Below are 14161 nucleotides of genomic sequence, written 5' to 3'. Positions count from 1 at the left end.
AAGCTTAGATTCTGTTGGCTAAGGGAGACAATCAAGCGTAGTGTTCAAACCGGCAGAGATGAGGGTCGGCGGGACCATTCAACCTCGCGGGGGGATATGCGGTTGCGGCGGCTCGGAAATCCCCAGGATGCCAAGACGCTTGCGCTCGCGATCGTCGAGAGCATTCCAGAACCCTTCGTCGTCCTCGACAGCCACATGCGCCTCATTGCGGCAAACAGTGCCTTCTTTCAGACGTTCGAGATCGATCCCGAGACATCTCATGGTGTCGGCCTGTTTGATCTGGACGAGCAGCAATGGGACATTCCGGTGCTGCGCAACCTGCTGACGGTGACCATGCCGGATCAGCCGCAGATCTCAGCTTTTGAATTCGATCGTGATGTCGCAAGCCTCGGTCGGCGAACTCTGGTCATGTCGGCCAGTACGGTCGCCTACGGCGGATCGTCCCCGCCGAACACGTTGCTGGCCTTTCGCGATGTCACGGAAGCAAGGCATGCCACGGCCGAGAAACAGGCGCTTCTCGAGCGCACCGAAAAATTGCTCGACCAGCAACGTATTCTCTTCGACGAGATGCAGCACCGGGTCGCCAACAGCCTTCAGATCATAGCGAGCATATTGCTGCTGAAGGCGCGCGCGGTCACCTCCGAAGACAGCCGACGCCATCTGGAAGATGCCCATAGGCGCGTCATGTCGGTCGCAACCGTCCAGAACTATCTGCATCTGACAGACGGTGTCGAAGAGATCGAAGTGGCGGCTTACCTGCGCAAGCTGTGCGAGGGTTTGGCCAAGTCCATCGTGCTGGACAGCAGGCCCATCATCATCGATGTGAACGCAACCGAAAGCGCGATCCCGTCCCGCAGCGCCGTCAGCCTTGGTCTCATCGTCACGGAACTCGTCATCAACGCCATCAAATATGCCTTCCCGGTCCATACCGGGTCCGAACGGGTTCTGGTGAGCTTCGAAATGCAGGAAGCAGACTGGCGGCTGGTGGTTTCGGACAACGGCGTGGGCAAAAACGCGACGGCCAAACCGGCAGAACCGGGATCGGGGCTGGGATCGCTGATCATTGAAGCCCTTGCCAAGCAGCTGGACGCGCGGGTCCAGACCGTGTCCAGCGACAAAGGCATGAGTGTAACCGTTGCCCATACCACATTTCACTCAAGCACCAGCACCGCCGCCTGAGCGGCAGCGGGGTGGATGGCAGCATTGATCGAATTCAAATCGCCCGAACGCCAAGAAGTCCGCTGGTTTTCACCTAGCGGGCTTTTCCGTTATATTTTATGTAGGGAAGTTGGTTGCGGGTGCCTGATGGCACAGAGGCTTGTCAATTTGGCGCGCCTTCGTGATGTCGAGACGGAGTTCGAGAAGTAAGACATCGTCCAGCAAACTGGAGACGATTCTCGACCAATTTGAACGGCGGGAATGCGCCCGCATTTTTGCCGTTTGAATTCCATGCAAAAACGTCCGAGAGCAGACGTAGTTTGACGTCATATGGTCAAATAAATGGCTGGCAGAATGCTCCAATCCCGTCGGACAGTAGCGTCCCGATCCAAAATATAAGTGGAAACGGATGTCTCTTCCTGCGATTTCTGTCTACCTTGAGGTCCCAAATCTCGTTTTGAAAGAGAAATTTATCTCCTGCAGCACCATCGCGTGCCAACCTGAGAATTCGACGATAGCCTCGACATTATCATCCAGCTTAATGGCATGGCCGAGGTTTTATTTGAGAACTTTGCCGTATCGCCAAGAATGGCAACATTGCCTTGCTCGAGCTTGCCAGCGGTATTGATGAACGCCTTAATATCCGTCTCCAATTTGACAGAGCCTTTTTCGGTCTCATTCGCCTCAAGAGCAAGCGCCGCTCGACGTGTTCTTTTACATCGCGATGTTCTAGAACCCGAACCTAAGCATGTCAGGAACGGATGCTATCGACCGTGAATTTCGAGAAGCAGTACAACCGCAACCGAGGCATTCAAGAAACTCAGGACCATTCGGGGAATTTTCTCCGAGCACGCTCCGCCCGACAAAGGAAAATATGGGATGACGCCCAGAGGCTCGCACAACCGCTAACCGGCAGCGGCAAGCCCCACGCTGTGGTAGCTTCGCTGGAAGTAGATCAACGCATCGGCGCCTTCACCGTTGGAAACGGAAAGGACGGAGCAGAACAGGACGCGGTGTGTCCCCACATCCATACTGTCCGCCACCATGCAATCGAACGAGACGACGGCATCGTCAAGTACCGGTGCGCCTGATACGCCGCGATGCCAGCTTGCCGCAGCAAACCGCTCCTCGACCGGCGTCTTGCCGCCGAAGAGGTTGGAGAGGCGGTCGTGGGAGCTCGCCAGCACATTCACGCAGAGCGCGCGGTTTTCCATGACGGCGTTGAACACCGAGGCGGAGCGGTTGAGACAAACAAGCAGTGTCGGCGGCGTGTCGGTGACGCTGCACACGGCAGTTGCGGCAAAGCCGACCTTGCCGGCCGGGCCGTCGGAGGTCACGATGTTGACGGCCGCGCCCATCTTGGACATCGCATCGCGAAAGGTCTGCTGCGAGACGGCATCCGCGATGACTTCGGCATTGGCGAAAGACGGTTTGAGGGTCATCAGAGACATCCTTTCAAGTAGCGCTCATGCCGACTGCGCCAGGGGCGCGACCTGCGGCACAAAGGGTTTGAGGGAGAGTTCGTGTTCGAGACGGCTGGCGAGGCAGGCGATCTGTGCCTCGCGCCAGGGCCGGCCTATGATCTGGATCGCGACCGGCAGCCCCTCGGGCGAGACGGCGACCGGCATCGTGACGACCGGCAATCCGAGATAGGAAAACGGCCGCGTGAACATTGTCATCGCGCTGACGATACGGTTCATCTCGGGGCTCGCGCCAATATCGACATCCGCCGAACGCGGCGGCAGGAACGGCATGACCGGCGCGATCAGCACGTCCGCCTCCGAGAATGCCGTCTCCAAAAACTCTGCCAGCAGGAGACTGCGCATCTGTAGCGCGCGGATGTAGATCGGGGCGGGCATGGCAAGCGATTGCGACAGCCGCATGCGGATCTGCGGCCCGTAATCTTCCGGCCGCTCGCGCACCCAGTCGAAATGGGCCGCGCCCGCCTCGCCCATGGCAACGACGTTTGCAAGTTCGGCAACCGTCGAGAGATCGGAAGGCGTTGCCTGCCGGATTGCGGCGACATGCGGCTCCAGCGCCATCATTGCAGCGCCCAAACCACCCGCAACCACCGCCTCGACATCTTTCGCGAACACGCCACCGAGCACCCCGATGCGCAGGGCCGACACGTCCGCAGACAGATCGTCGGGCGGCGGCAAGGTCGCGCAGGTCGGATCGAGCGGGTCCGCACCGCTGATGATCCGGAGCAGGCTGTAGGCGTCATCCACATGCGCGCCGAGCGGGCCGATACAATCCTGCGAGAAGGAAAGCGGCATTGCGCCATGGCGGCTGACGCGTCCCTGCGTGGGCTTGATGCCGACAACGCCGCAGCAGGCGGCTGGAAGACGAATGGAACCACCGGTGTCGGAGCCGAGCGCGGCCAGCACAACCCCTGCCCCGACGGCAGAACCCGAACCGCTGGACGAGCCGCCCGTGATCCGCTCCGGATCGATCGGGTTCTTCGCGCGGCCATGATGGGCATTGTGACCGGTCGGCCCCATGGCGAATTCGCTCATGTTGAGCCGCCCGATGGAAATGGCGCCCGCCGCCTCAAGCCGCTGCATCACAGTCGAGGTCGAGGTCGCGACATGGCCGGCGCGGATTTTGGACCCGCATCCCGTCACCATGCCCTTGCGGTCATACATGTCCTTGTGCGCCAGCGGCACGCCGTGCAACGGGCCCAGCGGCTTGCCGCCCGATTTCCAACGGTCGGCCGCCTCGGCGGCGGCAAGGGCTGCATCCTCCTCGATGGCGATGAAGGCGTTGATGCGCGGCTGCGATGTCTTGGCGCGTTCGATCGCGGCCTGCGTCAGCGAAAGCGAGGTGACCTCACCGGTCCTGATCAGGCTGGCCGCCTCGGCGAGGCTTTGCGGATGAAGCTTGCTCATGCCTCCGCCTCCTTGGCCATCAGCGCATAGTAGGTCGAAGGCTCGATTGCGAAGAAGACATTGCCTTGTCCCTCGCGCGGCGGGGCGATGGCGGCACTGTCGCGCTCCATTTCACCCGCCATGGCGACCGTCTCCGCCTCGTTGGCCGGACGCGACCAGTAAAGGCGCGCCAGCGTATCGGCGATTTCCTTGAGTTCGGCCATCAGCTGAAATCCTGCGGCTGACGGTTGCGGACGAGCTGGCTGAGCGACACGGCGATGACCAGCGCGCCGCCATAGAAGAGGTTCTGCACATAGGCATGTGCGCCCATCATGGTCAGGCCGGTAATGCCGGTGACGAGGAAATAGACGCTGATCACGGCGCCGAATGCGTTGAAGCGGCCGGGCGCGATGGTCGTGGCGCCGAGGAAGGCCGCAGCGAAGGCGGGCAGCAGCAGATTGAGGCCGGAGAGCGGATCGGCCGAACCCGTCATGCCGGAATAGAGGATGCCGGCAAAGGCGGAGATCAGGCCTGAGAGAATGAAGGACGTCGCGCGCACACGCTCGACCGGGATGCCGTTCAACCGCGAGACCTCGCGACCGCGTCCGACAAACAGCAGCTTGCGGCCGGGAATGGTGAATTCGAACGCGTACCAGATGACCGCAGCCAGGATCAGCGCATAGTAGAAGGCGAGCGGAATGCCCCAGAGCCGGCCCATGATGACCCAGGTAACAAGGTCCATCGAGACGCCGGAGATCGTCTGCGAACCGCTCATCCAGAGAATGACGCCATTGACGAAGGTGCCGACACCCAAGGTCACGATGAGCGAGTGGATGCGGAAATAGAGGACGAAGAAGGCATTGATCGCCCCGATCAGCGCGCCGACGGCCAGCGACATGACCAGCACCGGCAGGATCGGCCAGCCCATCTGCGCATTGAAGACGCCGATGACCATCGAACTCATCGTCAGGATGGACGCGCCCGACAGGTCGAAGTCGCCGGAGGTGAGCGGAATGATGATGCCGAGCGTGAGGACGACCAGGACGGCCTGCGAGCCGAACATGGTCGAGAAATTGCGCCAGCTCAAGAAACTGTCCGGCATGAGAATGCCGAAGAGAATGATGAGAAAGAGCCAGGCGGCGACCAGCGCGAAACGTTCCGCCTCGGTTTTCAGCGTGAAGCGCGACCGCAGGGCGGAGACGGGTTTCTGGACGGGCATTTCGATCGTTGTCATTCTGCGGCCTCCGCATCGGTGCTGTAGAAGCAGGCTTCGGTGATTGCCTTGCGGCTGATCTCGTGTCCCTTGAGCTCGACCACGGGCCGTCCGCGCGCGAAGACAAGGATGCGGTCGCAGATCTGCTCAAGCTGTTCATTGTCGGTGGAGGCGCAGAGGATGGAGGTTCCGGCGCGCGCCGCCCCATCCAGCGCCTTGAAAATCTGCTGCCGCGCGCCAAAATCGACACCCTGCGTCGGCTCATCGAGGAGAAGCAGTTTCGGCTGGATGCGCAGCCATTTGGCAAGCAGCACCTTCTGCTGATTTCCGCCGGAAAGCGACCCGAGCGCCAGCGCCGGATTGTGCGGGCGCACGTCATGGAGTTCGGAAAGCCGCCCGGCCTACTTCACCATGGCGCCACGGTCGAGCCCCACAAGGTTCGAAAGTTCCTCAAGAATGGGCAGAGTAATGTTGTCGGTGACTGCCAGCGAGCCGATCCCGGCCGCCCCCAGCCTGTCACCTGGAAGCAATGCCACGCCCATGCGCTGCGCCATGAGCGGGCTCATGGCCGCCAGATCGACCTTCCGATCGGCAACTGTCAGCGTCCCGGCTCCCCGCCGCGCGCCATAAAGCGTGTAAGGCACGCTGGCAAAGCCCGAGCCAATCAGGCCCGTGACACCCAGAATCTCACCCTCTTGCAGCGACAGGCTGAAAGGCGGCGTGCGGCCATCGGTCAGATGATCGGCGCGGATGGCAACGGGAGCAGCGCCGGTGCTCATCCGCTCCTTGGCAAAGGCATCGATGCGCGATCCGATGATCGTATCAAGAATGGCCTGGCGGCTCGAGGCATACGTGTCGAGAACCTCGACCAGCTGTCCGTCACGCAGCACAGCGACGCGATCGGTGATGTCGCGCACCTCGTCGATGTCGTGGGTCACGATGATCACGGAGGCGCCGGTCTTGACGATGGAACGGACGAGTTCGAAGAGCCGCTTCACGTCCTCGCCCGGCAGGAAAGGCGTCGGTTCGTCGAGTACCAGAATGCCCTCCCCACCATAGCCGGCATCGGACGCACGCAGATCCTCGAAGGCGCGGATGATGGCGACGAAGGCGCGCTCGACCGGCGGCAGGCTCGCCACGGTCGCCATCGGGTCGATATCGAGATTGAATTCGGCAAAGAGCCTGGAAAGGCGCTCGGCCTCCTTGCGCCAGGAAACGAACCAGGGGTTCTTCTGGCCGAGTGACGTCACCCGCATGTTTTCGGCGACCGTCAGCGAGGGGACGAGACCGAGATGCTGGTGGACGAAGGCGACACCGCGCTTCTTGATCAGCATGGGGTCGAGCGGCAGGGCCATTTTCTCGCCCCACAGCACGACCTCGCTGCCCTCTTCCGGCTGGTGAAACCCGGCCAGAACCTTGATGAGGGTGGACTTGCCCGATCCGTTCTGTCCGAGCAGGCCGAAGACCTCGCCGCGCCGGACCGCAATGCTGACGCCCTTGAGGGCATAGTTGCTTCCGAACTTCATCTTGATGTTGTTCATCACAAGCACGGCATTATCAGTCATGGCGCGGCTCCGGTTCGGGTTGAAGGTTGCTCAGCTCACTTCAGCTTCCAGAGCTTGCGGAACCCCTCGAGATGCGCATCGCCATAGCCGTCATTGAAGTTGGCCGGCACGCCGGCAGTCTTCACATTGTCCTTGTCGAAGATCAGCAGCGGCACGTTGAGCTTGGCCACTTCCGGCTTGCCGCAGATCATGCGCATGATGTTGTCGATCGCCGCATAGCCGGCCCAGCCGAGGCTTTCGCCGATATCCATGTTGACCTGGCCGTCGCGCAGCATGTCGAGCACGAAGGGCGTGCCGTTGAAGCCTGCGACGCCGACTGAGCCAGCCGCACCAGTGATGCGCAGCGCCGGCACGACGAATTGCGACATCGAGTCATAGATCGGGATGATGTAGTTGATGCCGGGATCAGCCAGCAGCGCGGATTGCGTGCCGGGCTGGATCTTCGTGGCCCAGTCGGAAACCGGGACATCGAGATGTTTCTGCTTGCATTCCGGGCAAAGCACCTTCAGCTCTTCCTGGATCGCCTTGACGAAGGGAATGGACGGCAGCACGTCTGAGGAGCCTACGATGAGCACATTCGGTTTGCCGCCTGTCTGAATATAGGCCCAGGCGGCGAGCACCTTGCCCGCGCCGGTGAAGTCGACGCGCGAGGAGTAATCCACCGTCGGAGCGGACTTCTGAGTGACATCGTAAAGATGCGTTGTCGTGATCTTGAGACCGGCGCTGCGCGCTTCGCTCAGCTGCGGGCCAAGCCATTCGGGGTTCAGGCCGCCGGCGAGGTCCAGCACGTCGTATTTCTGGCTGATTGCCTGCGACACACCCTGTATCCACTGGTCGGTCTTCAGCTGATTGTCCCAGGTCGTGTAGGTGAAGCCGACTTCCTTGGCGGCGGTTGACATCGCCTTCTGCAACTCGACATTGAACGGGATCGTCATCGAGATCGGGATCGAGAGAACCTTCTTGCCCGCCATGCAGGACTTTGCGTCAAAGGGCTCGCCGGGCGGTTCAAAGACGGGTATCTTCTTATGCTGTTCGATGATCGCCTTGGCGTCGGCCATGGCATCCGCATGCGCGCCCGACGGCACTGCAGCAATGGCGGACGCGGCAACGAAAGCGCTGAGTAGAAGCACACGCATATCTGACATTCCCCTGTTGGATGCCCCGCATTTCCGGGGTCGTGATCGCATCTCCGTGGCAACGGGACATATGTAATGTACGTACATATTCAAAGCGTCGTCAACTATTTTGCAAGATTTTTTTGCACTGCAAAATATTCAGGCAAATGCCGTCCAAGGCGTGATTATCTGCAATATTCTTATTCATCTCCCTTAGATTGACGAAACTTTACGTAACGAAAGGACAAACGAAAACGGGGCCGCACACGTTGCACGGCCCCGCTCCATATCTTAATATGTCAGTACTTTACATGTCAGACCCGCGCCGCTTTATGGGAGCGCCATGCCGCGACCATGCCGAAAAATCCGAGCAGCGAAAAGACAAGGAAACTCGCCCCATAATGGCCAGTGCCCATATAGAGGCTTGCAAAGCTCGACGGCCCGACGATGACACCGATGAACGTGTAAACCAGGACGCCACCAGTAATCGCGCCGATGCGCCCTTCCGGCGCATTATGCGCCACCTCGGCCAAGAGCACGCCGTTCCAGCCGATCGTAGTCATGCCCAACATGATCAGTATCGCGACCTGCACGTAAGCCGGCATGTCCACGACAAAGAAAAGGGAGGCGAATCCAAGTCCGATGAGCAGCCCCAGCAGCGCCAGCGTCTTGAAGCCGCCGCCAACCCTGTCCGCAACGACACCCCAGAAGATGCGCCCGAACGCGCCAAAGAACTGCATCACGGCCGCCACGGAACCGGCGGCCAGAAGCGACCAGCCGCCATCATGAACCAGCGTCACAACCGCGAAGGCGGAAAGCGAAAGCTGCGTCGCCGAATAGGCAAAGCCGAGGAAACTCAAGGTTCTCAGCTTGGGATTTTTCCAGATGATGCTTTGCTCGTCGCGAAACCCCTTCATCATCGAGCCCATCGGCACGGTGCGGTCCACAGGGTCGCTCTCATGCGTTACAGCCAGAAGCACCATGGTCGCCAGCGGCGCCGCAGCCCCGACCAACACCGCATATTGCCAATCAATCTGCCGCGACAGGAAGGGAAAGGCAAAGCTCGCCAGGATGCCGCCGAGCGGCACACCGGACTGCTTGATCGAGAAGACGATGTTGCGCTTGTTCTGCGGCGTGATCCGCCCCAGCATTTCCGAGGAAGCAGGATTGTTCAGCCCATAGCCGATCCCGATCAGCAGGGAGGCGATGATGATTGGCAGAACATGCGCCATGGCGATGCCGACAAAACCTAGAACAAAGCAGACAAGCGCCAGCTGTTCGACACGTACCGGCCCGAAGCGCTTGACGAGCGTACCGGCCACAGCCGACGAGAACATGCCCGAGGCATAGATCAGGCTGATCTGATAACCAATCAGATAGGCCCCGATGCCAAGATCCACAGCCACAGTCGGAGCAATGGCAGTCAGGGCAAGAACGCTGGCCGTTGCGACAATCTGGATCAACGTGGCCGCACTGAGCGTGACCACAAGCGAATGGGATTTCCGCGCGCCCGATCCCGAGGCGTCTTCGACGGTGACGTCTGACATGAAATGCAACAGCCCTAAAGATATCCGTATATGTACGTACTAATTGATTTCGAAATTGAGCGCAAGGACACTGCGAAAATTAGCATCGGCGCTGAAATCCGTTTGCTTTCGCATGAAAAAACATATTGATGGGCCGGGAGGCCTGAACACATGAGCGATGCAATTGCTGTGGAAATGACGAGCGGCAAACAGGATATCAAGAGCGACTGGAAGCCCGAGATTGCGACCGCGCCGCTCTATATGCAGGTGGCACACCACCTGGAGGCCCGCATTTCCAAGGGTGATTTTGCAGTTGGCTCCCTGCTCCCCACGGAAAACGAACTTGCCGAAGCGCTCGGCGTCAGCCGCCAGACAGTGCGCCAGGCAATTGGCCTGTTACGCAACAAGGGGCGGCTTTCGGCGCGCAAGGGAGTGGGCACGCGCGTCGAGGCCATAGAGGCTACGAATGGCAGCACGCGCTTCATCGCGCAATCGCGCTCAGAACTCTTCGAAATTGCCGCAGAGACGGAATTCGTTATCGGTTATCGCGAAATGGTCTCGGCCCAGGGCAGACTGGCCGTCGATCTGGGCTGCCGCCCCGGCCGCAAGTTCCTGCACATCACCGGCGTGCGCTACCCTGCCAATCGCGGCAGGGCCTTTTCCTGGAATGAAGTCTATATCGACTCGCGCGTTGCCGCCGCCATCAAGGACGTCACCGTCGCCCGCCGCGCCATCTTCCACTACATCGAAGAGTTCACGGGCGAGAAAATCCATGAAATTCAACAGGATGTTCGCCCCGTCGCCATGGACGAGGACATTGCCGAGAAAGTCGGCTGCAAAGGCGGCGACCTCGCCCTGATGGTGACCCGCCGCTATTACGGCTCCGGCCGCCGCCTGCTGGAATACGCTTTCCAGATTCTCCCCGCCGACCGTTTCAGCTACACGACGACACTGCGGGCAGAAAACTAAAACAGCCGAAAACGCCGTCTGAGCCACTCTTGCGCGCTGCACAATGTTGCTGCAGCGCGCGCCTGATCGCGCCCAATTCCCAATCACACCCACCGGAATCCGGAAGGATTTTGCACGTATTTTATGCACGCCTATTTGTTCGCCATTTTTGTCTGGACAGGTTTCGGAATTTTTGCATTAGTTCGTACATATTGCAGTTCATCCTCCCCTTCCCGACCACAGGAGCACAACATGGACATTGGCGTTTTCATCCCGATCGGCAACAATGGATGGCTGATTTCCGAGGCCGCGCCGCAATATATGCCGAGCTTCGAACTCAATAAGCAGATCGTGCAGAAGGCCGAAAAATACGGTCTCGAATTCGCGCTTTCGATGATCAAGCTGCGCGGCTTTGGCGGCAAGACCGAGTTCTGGGACTACAATCTGGAATCCTTCACGCTGATGGCGAGCCTTGCGGCCGTCACCGAGCGGATCAAGCTTTTCGCCTCCACCGCCGTGCTCACCCTGCCGCCGGCCATTGTCGCCCGCATGGCGACGACGATCGACAGCGTTGCGCCCGGCCGTTTCGGCGTCAACATCGTCTCCGGCTGGCAGATGGCCGAGTACGATCAGATGGGCATCTGGCCGGGCAATGACTATTTCGGCTACCGCTATGACTATTCGTCCGAATATGTGCACGTCATGCAGGACCTCTGGACAAAGGGCGAATGCACCTTCGACGGCAAGCATTTCCAGATGAACGATTGCAAGATGAAGCCGATGCCGGCCAACAAGATCGAGATCGTTGCCGCCGGCCAGAGCCCGCGCGGCATGGAATTCGCCGCCGAATATGCCGACTACAACTTCGTCATGGGCGCCGGCATCAACACGCCGACCGCCCACAAGGAAGGCAACATTCGCCTGGTCGAAGCCACGGCCAAGACGGGCCGCGACGTTGGCGCCTATGTTCTCTTCATGGTCATCGCCGACGAGACGGACGAACTGGCAAAGGCCAAGTGGGAGAAATATCGCGGCGGCGCGGACGTCAATGCTCTCGCCTGGATGGCGGACCAGGGCAGCAAGGACGCCTCGGCCGACAGCTCCTCTACAGCCAAGCACATCAACCTGCCGGAAGGCGCGGTCAACTTCAACATGGGCACGATCGTTGGTTCCTACGCCTCTGTCGCCCGCATGCTGGATGAAGCCGCCAATGTCCCCGGCACCAAGGGCATCATGCTGACCTTCGACGACTTCCTGATCGGCCTCGACCAGTTCGGTCAGCGCATCCAGCCGCTTATGGCCTCCCGTAACGCCACCAGCATTGCTGCGGAGTAATTGATGAACATGCTCCAGCCCCTCCCTGCAACGGATGTGCTGGAGCCGACCTCCTTTGTCGATCCGGCTGACGCGGACGCCCGTCTCGCGCCGCATCCTATGATGCCGCCTGTGAGCGAGCCGGAACTCGCCTCCATGCCGATCGCCGAAGGCGCGTTCAAGAGCGTCGCCGAGGCAGGTGTCGGCGGTTTGCTTTCTGCCTTTTCCACAGGGGTGCTGACGCCGGTCAATGCCCTCGAAAGTCTCATGACCTCGGTCGACATCACCCGGGCGGGCGGCGAAGCCATTCTGCGACCGATACCCGGCGCCCATGAAGCGGCTGTCGAAAGCGCGGCACGATGGAGTGCCGGCAACCCGCGCCCGCTGGAGGGCATTCCCTTCGGCGTCAAGGACATTATCGACGTCGCCGACACAGAAGTGACCTGCGGCTCGAAATTCACCGGCAACCGCATCGCTCCGGCAGACGCCGATGTCGTTGCCCGCCTTCGGGCTGCCGGTGCCATTCCCTTTGCCATGACCGCCACAAGCGAATTTGCCTGCGGCGGCCCGCATAATCCGCGCTTTGGCGCTGTGACCAATCCATGGGATGCAAGCCGGTGGACAGGCGGCTCCTCGACGGGCTCCGGCGCGGCGCTGGCCGCCCGGTTGATGCCGCTGGCGCTGGGCACGGATACCGGCGGCTCGATCCGTGTGCCCTCCTGCTGGTGCGGTACGACGGGACTGAAGCCGACAGGCGAGAAGGTTTCCCGCCGCGGGGTCGCCGCCCTCTCCTGGACGCTCGACCATGTTGGCCCGATGGCGCGTTCAGCGACGGATATTGCCCGCGTCCTGCCATTCATGACGGGCCACCCCGATCCACAGCTTGCCCACGACTGCGCCGCCTTTTCGGAAGATCTGGACATAAAGGGTCTGCGCATCGGGGTCGCCAGCGGCTGGTTCACCGACAATGTGGATCAGGCTGTCTTGACCAACTGGCAGAAGGCGCTCGAAACGCTGGAGACGCTAGGCTGCATCCTGGTGGAGCTGCCGCCTGTGGATGTCGCGCCCTACCACAAGGCCGGCTGGATCGTCTTGCAAAGCGAACTGGCAGCCCTTCATGCCGAACGGGCGGAGCGCGCCGACCTCATGGACCCCGGCATGTTCGGCCGGCTGCGCAATGGCATGGCCTTCAGCGCTGTCGACTACGCTCAGGCTCTTCAGGCGCGGGTGGCGGCGCAAGACGCGTTCCTCGGCGCGATGGACGGCCTTGACCTCCTCATCACACCGGGGATTGGCGGCGAAGCGGGCTCGCTTGCGACGTTGACGGTCGATGTCAACGGCGCGCCGCTTGGTTTTCAGGACGTCATCTCCCGAAACACGATGATTTTCGACTTCACCGGCTTCCCGGCATTGATGCTTCCGACGGGGCTTGGACGCGCGGGTCTGCCGACCGGCATGCAAATCGTCGGTCGCCCGCAGGAGGATGCGCTCTGCCTTCTCGTCGGTGCAGCATTTCAATCCGTCACCGGGCATCACCGTCTGGCCCCGCCCGGCGCATCTTCAGACTGAGAGACAGTCCCGAGGTAGTCATGAATATCCGACCGCAACCGGCCTCCGGTATTCCGGCAAAATTGGAGCTTCATCGGCTCACCGCGACGCAGGCATTGCAGGCTTTGCGGGAGGGCCGGCTTCTCGCCCGGGATCTGGTGCAGTCCTGCCTGCAACGGATCGAGGCGCGCGATGGCGAGGTTCGGGCTTGGCTCCACCTGAACCCGCATGTGCTGAAGCAGGCCTCCGCACTCGATGCCCTGCCGCAGGAACAGCGCGGCAGACTGCATGGCCTGCCGATCGGCATCAAGGATGTCTTCGAGACGAAAGACATGCCGACCACATTCAACTCGCCCAATTTTGAAGGCCACCAGCCGGGGCAGGACGCGGCCGTCGTCGATCTGCTGCGCGCCGAGGGCGCCATCATTCTGGGCAAGACGGACACGACGGAATTTGCCGCAGCCGGTCGCAATGCCGCGACCGGAAATCCGCGTGATCCGCGGTTTTCTTCCGGCGGCTCCTCGGCCGGCTCCGCGGCATCCGTCGCCGACTTTCATGTGCCCCTCTCCATCGGCACCCAGACCGGCGGCTCCACCATCCGTCCCGCCTCCTTCTGCGGCGTTTACGCCCTGAAGCCGACCTTCGGCATGGTCAGCCGCGAAGGCTTCAAGATCTACGCGAACAGCCTCGATACGGTCGGCTGGTATGGCCGTTCCGTCGCCGACCTCGCGCTGCTGGCCGAGGTCTTAGGTCTGACGGAAACGATCCGGCCGGCGCCCGGCGCCTGACCTGCCACTGAGAATTTCCTCCAAAATTGATTAGAGTTCGGCCCATTGAGGACGGACTTATGAAGAAGCAGAGATTTACAGAAGAGCAGATTATTGGGGTGCTGCGCGAGCAGGAGGCT

The 14161-nt window shown here is 60.9% G+C and carries 13 protein-coding genes; 5 read left to right on the top strand and 8 right to left on the bottom strand.

Translation table 11 applies throughout. The annotated features are described in order from the left end of the window. The first annotated feature begins 195 nt into the window (after window positions 1-195). Entirely contained in the window at window positions 196-1179 is a 984-nt protein-coding gene (locus LQK84_RS22615) for a sensor histidine kinase (RefSeq protein WP_230831063.1), read from the top strand. An 884-nt stretch (window positions 1180-2063) separates the two neighbouring features. Here the strand turns inward: LQK84_RS22615 and rutF are convergent. From rutF to LQK84_RS22575, 8 genes are all read right to left on the bottom strand, one after another. Continuing rightward, complete coding sequence (rutF, locus tag LQK84_RS22610) at window positions 2064-2609, bottom strand: NADH-dependent FMN reductase RutF (RefSeq protein ID WP_230831062.1); 546 nt, start codon at window positions 2607-2609, stop codon at window positions 2064-2066. Window positions 2610-2624: 15 nt separating this feature from the next. Next, entirely contained in the window at window positions 2625-4046 is a 1422-nt protein-coding gene (locus LQK84_RS22605) for an amidase (RefSeq protein ID WP_230831061.1), read from the bottom strand. Beyond that, complete coding sequence (locus tag LQK84_RS22600; RefSeq protein WP_230831060.1) at window positions 4043-4249, bottom strand: hypothetical protein; 207 nt, start codon at window positions 4247-4249, stop codon at window positions 4043-4045. Before LQK84_RS22600 ends, LQK84_RS22605 begins: the two co-directional genes overlap by 4 nt. Then, window positions 4249-5259 carry an ABC transporter permease gene (locus LQK84_RS22595; protein WP_230831059.1) on the bottom strand — a complete coding sequence of 337 codons (1011 nt, stop codon included), beginning with the start codon at window positions 5257-5259 and terminating at the stop codon, window positions 4249-4251. Before LQK84_RS22595 ends, LQK84_RS22600 begins: the two co-directional genes overlap by 1 nt. After that, a complete protein-coding gene (locus LQK84_RS22590) occupies window positions 5256-5612 on the bottom strand; it encodes an ATP-binding cassette domain-containing protein (RefSeq protein WP_230831058.1) in 357 nt (118 codons plus the stop codon). Before LQK84_RS22590 ends, LQK84_RS22595 begins: the two co-directional genes overlap by 4 nt. Window positions 5613-5639: 27 nt before the next feature. After that, the gene (locus tag LQK84_RS22585) at window positions 5640-6803 is read right to left on the bottom strand and encodes an ATP-binding cassette domain-containing protein (protein WP_230831057.1); all 1164 of its coding nucleotides are present in this window, start codon (window positions 6801-6803) and stop codon (window positions 5640-5642) included. A gap of 35 nt (window positions 6804-6838) precedes the next feature. Beyond that, entirely contained in the window at window positions 6839-7939 is a 1101-nt protein-coding gene (locus tag LQK84_RS22580; RefSeq protein WP_230831056.1) for a sugar ABC transporter substrate-binding protein, read from the bottom strand. Between the two features lie 293 nt (window positions 7940-8232). Next, the gene (locus LQK84_RS22575; protein WP_230831055.1) at window positions 8233-9465 is read right to left on the bottom strand and encodes an MFS transporter; all 1233 of its coding nucleotides are present in this window, start codon (window positions 9463-9465) and stop codon (window positions 8233-8235) included. A gap of 150 nt (window positions 9466-9615) precedes the next feature. On the opposite strand from LQK84_RS22575, the gene LQK84_RS22570 reads away from it, so the two are divergent. From LQK84_RS22570 to LQK84_RS22555, 4 genes are all read left to right on the top strand, one after another. Beyond that, window positions 9616-10413, top strand: a complete 798-nt coding sequence (locus LQK84_RS22570) for a GntR family transcriptional regulator (protein WP_230831054.1) — start codon at window positions 9616-9618, stop codon at window positions 10411-10413. A 231-nt stretch (window positions 10414-10644) separates the two neighbouring features. Continuing rightward, a complete protein-coding gene (rutA, locus tag LQK84_RS22565; protein WP_230831053.1) occupies window positions 10645-11727 on the top strand; it encodes a pyrimidine utilization protein A in 1083 nt (360 codons plus the stop codon). Between the two features lie 3 nt (window positions 11728-11730). Then, window positions 11731-13275, top strand: a complete 1545-nt coding sequence (locus LQK84_RS22560) for an amidase (protein WP_230831052.1) — start codon at window positions 11731-11733, stop codon at window positions 13273-13275. 20 nt (window positions 13276-13295) lie between these two features. Then, window positions 13296-14042, top strand: coding sequence for an amidase (locus tag LQK84_RS22555; RefSeq protein WP_230831051.1), 747 nt, complete (start codon window positions 13296-13298; stop codon window positions 14040-14042). Window positions 14043-14161: the final 119 nt, after the last annotated feature.

It is taken from the genome of Rhizobium sp. C4, from assembly GCF_021026315.1.
GTDB lineage: Bacteria > Pseudomonadota > Alphaproteobacteria > Rhizobiales > Rhizobiaceae > Ensifer_A.
This window is presented reverse-complemented; position numbering and strand designations above follow the sequence as displayed.

Bases quoted from the DNA above. Each gene is read 5' to 3' on its own strand.
- LQK84_RS22615 (WP_230831063.1), top strand. From the start codon at position 196: ATGCGCCTCATTGCGGCAAACAGTGCCTTCTTTCAGACGTTCGAGATC.
- rutF (WP_230831062.1), bottom strand. From the start codon at position 2,609: ATGTCTCTGATGACCCTCAAACCGTCTTTCGCCAATGCCGAAGTCATC.
- LQK84_RS22605 (WP_230831061.1), bottom strand. From the start codon at position 4,046: ATGAGCAAGCTTCATCCGCAAAGCCTCGCCGAGGCGGCCAGCCTGATC.
- LQK84_RS22600 (WP_230831060.1), bottom strand. From the start codon at position 4,249: ATGGCCGAACTCAAGGAAATCGCCGATACGCTGGCGCGCCTTTACTGG.
- LQK84_RS22595 (WP_230831059.1), bottom strand. From the start codon at position 5,259: ATGACAACGATCGAAATGCCCGTCCAGAAACCCGTCTCCGCCCTGCGG.
- LQK84_RS22585 (WP_230831057.1), bottom strand. From the start codon at position 6,803: ATGACTGATAATGCCGTGCTTGTGATGAACAACATCAAGATGAAGTTC.
- LQK84_RS22580 (WP_230831056.1), bottom strand. From the start codon at position 7,939: ATGCGTGTGCTTCTACTCAGCGCTTTCGTTGCCGCGTCCGCCATTGCT.
- LQK84_RS22575 (WP_230831055.1), bottom strand. From the start codon at position 9,465: ATGTCAGACGTCACCGTCGAAGACGCCTCGGGATCGGGCGCGCGGAAA.
- LQK84_RS22570 (WP_230831054.1), top strand. From the start codon at position 9,616: ATGAGCGATGCAATTGCTGTGGAAATGACGAGCGGCAAACAGGATATC.
- rutA (WP_230831053.1), top strand. From the start codon at position 10,645: ATGGACATTGGCGTTTTCATCCCGATCGGCAACAATGGATGGCTGATT.
- LQK84_RS22560 (WP_230831052.1), top strand. From the start codon at position 11,731: ATGAACATGCTCCAGCCCCTCCCTGCAACGGATGTGCTGGAGCCGACC.
- LQK84_RS22555 (WP_230831051.1), top strand. From the start codon at position 13,296: ATGAATATCCGACCGCAACCGGCCTCCGGTATTCCGGCAAAATTGGAG.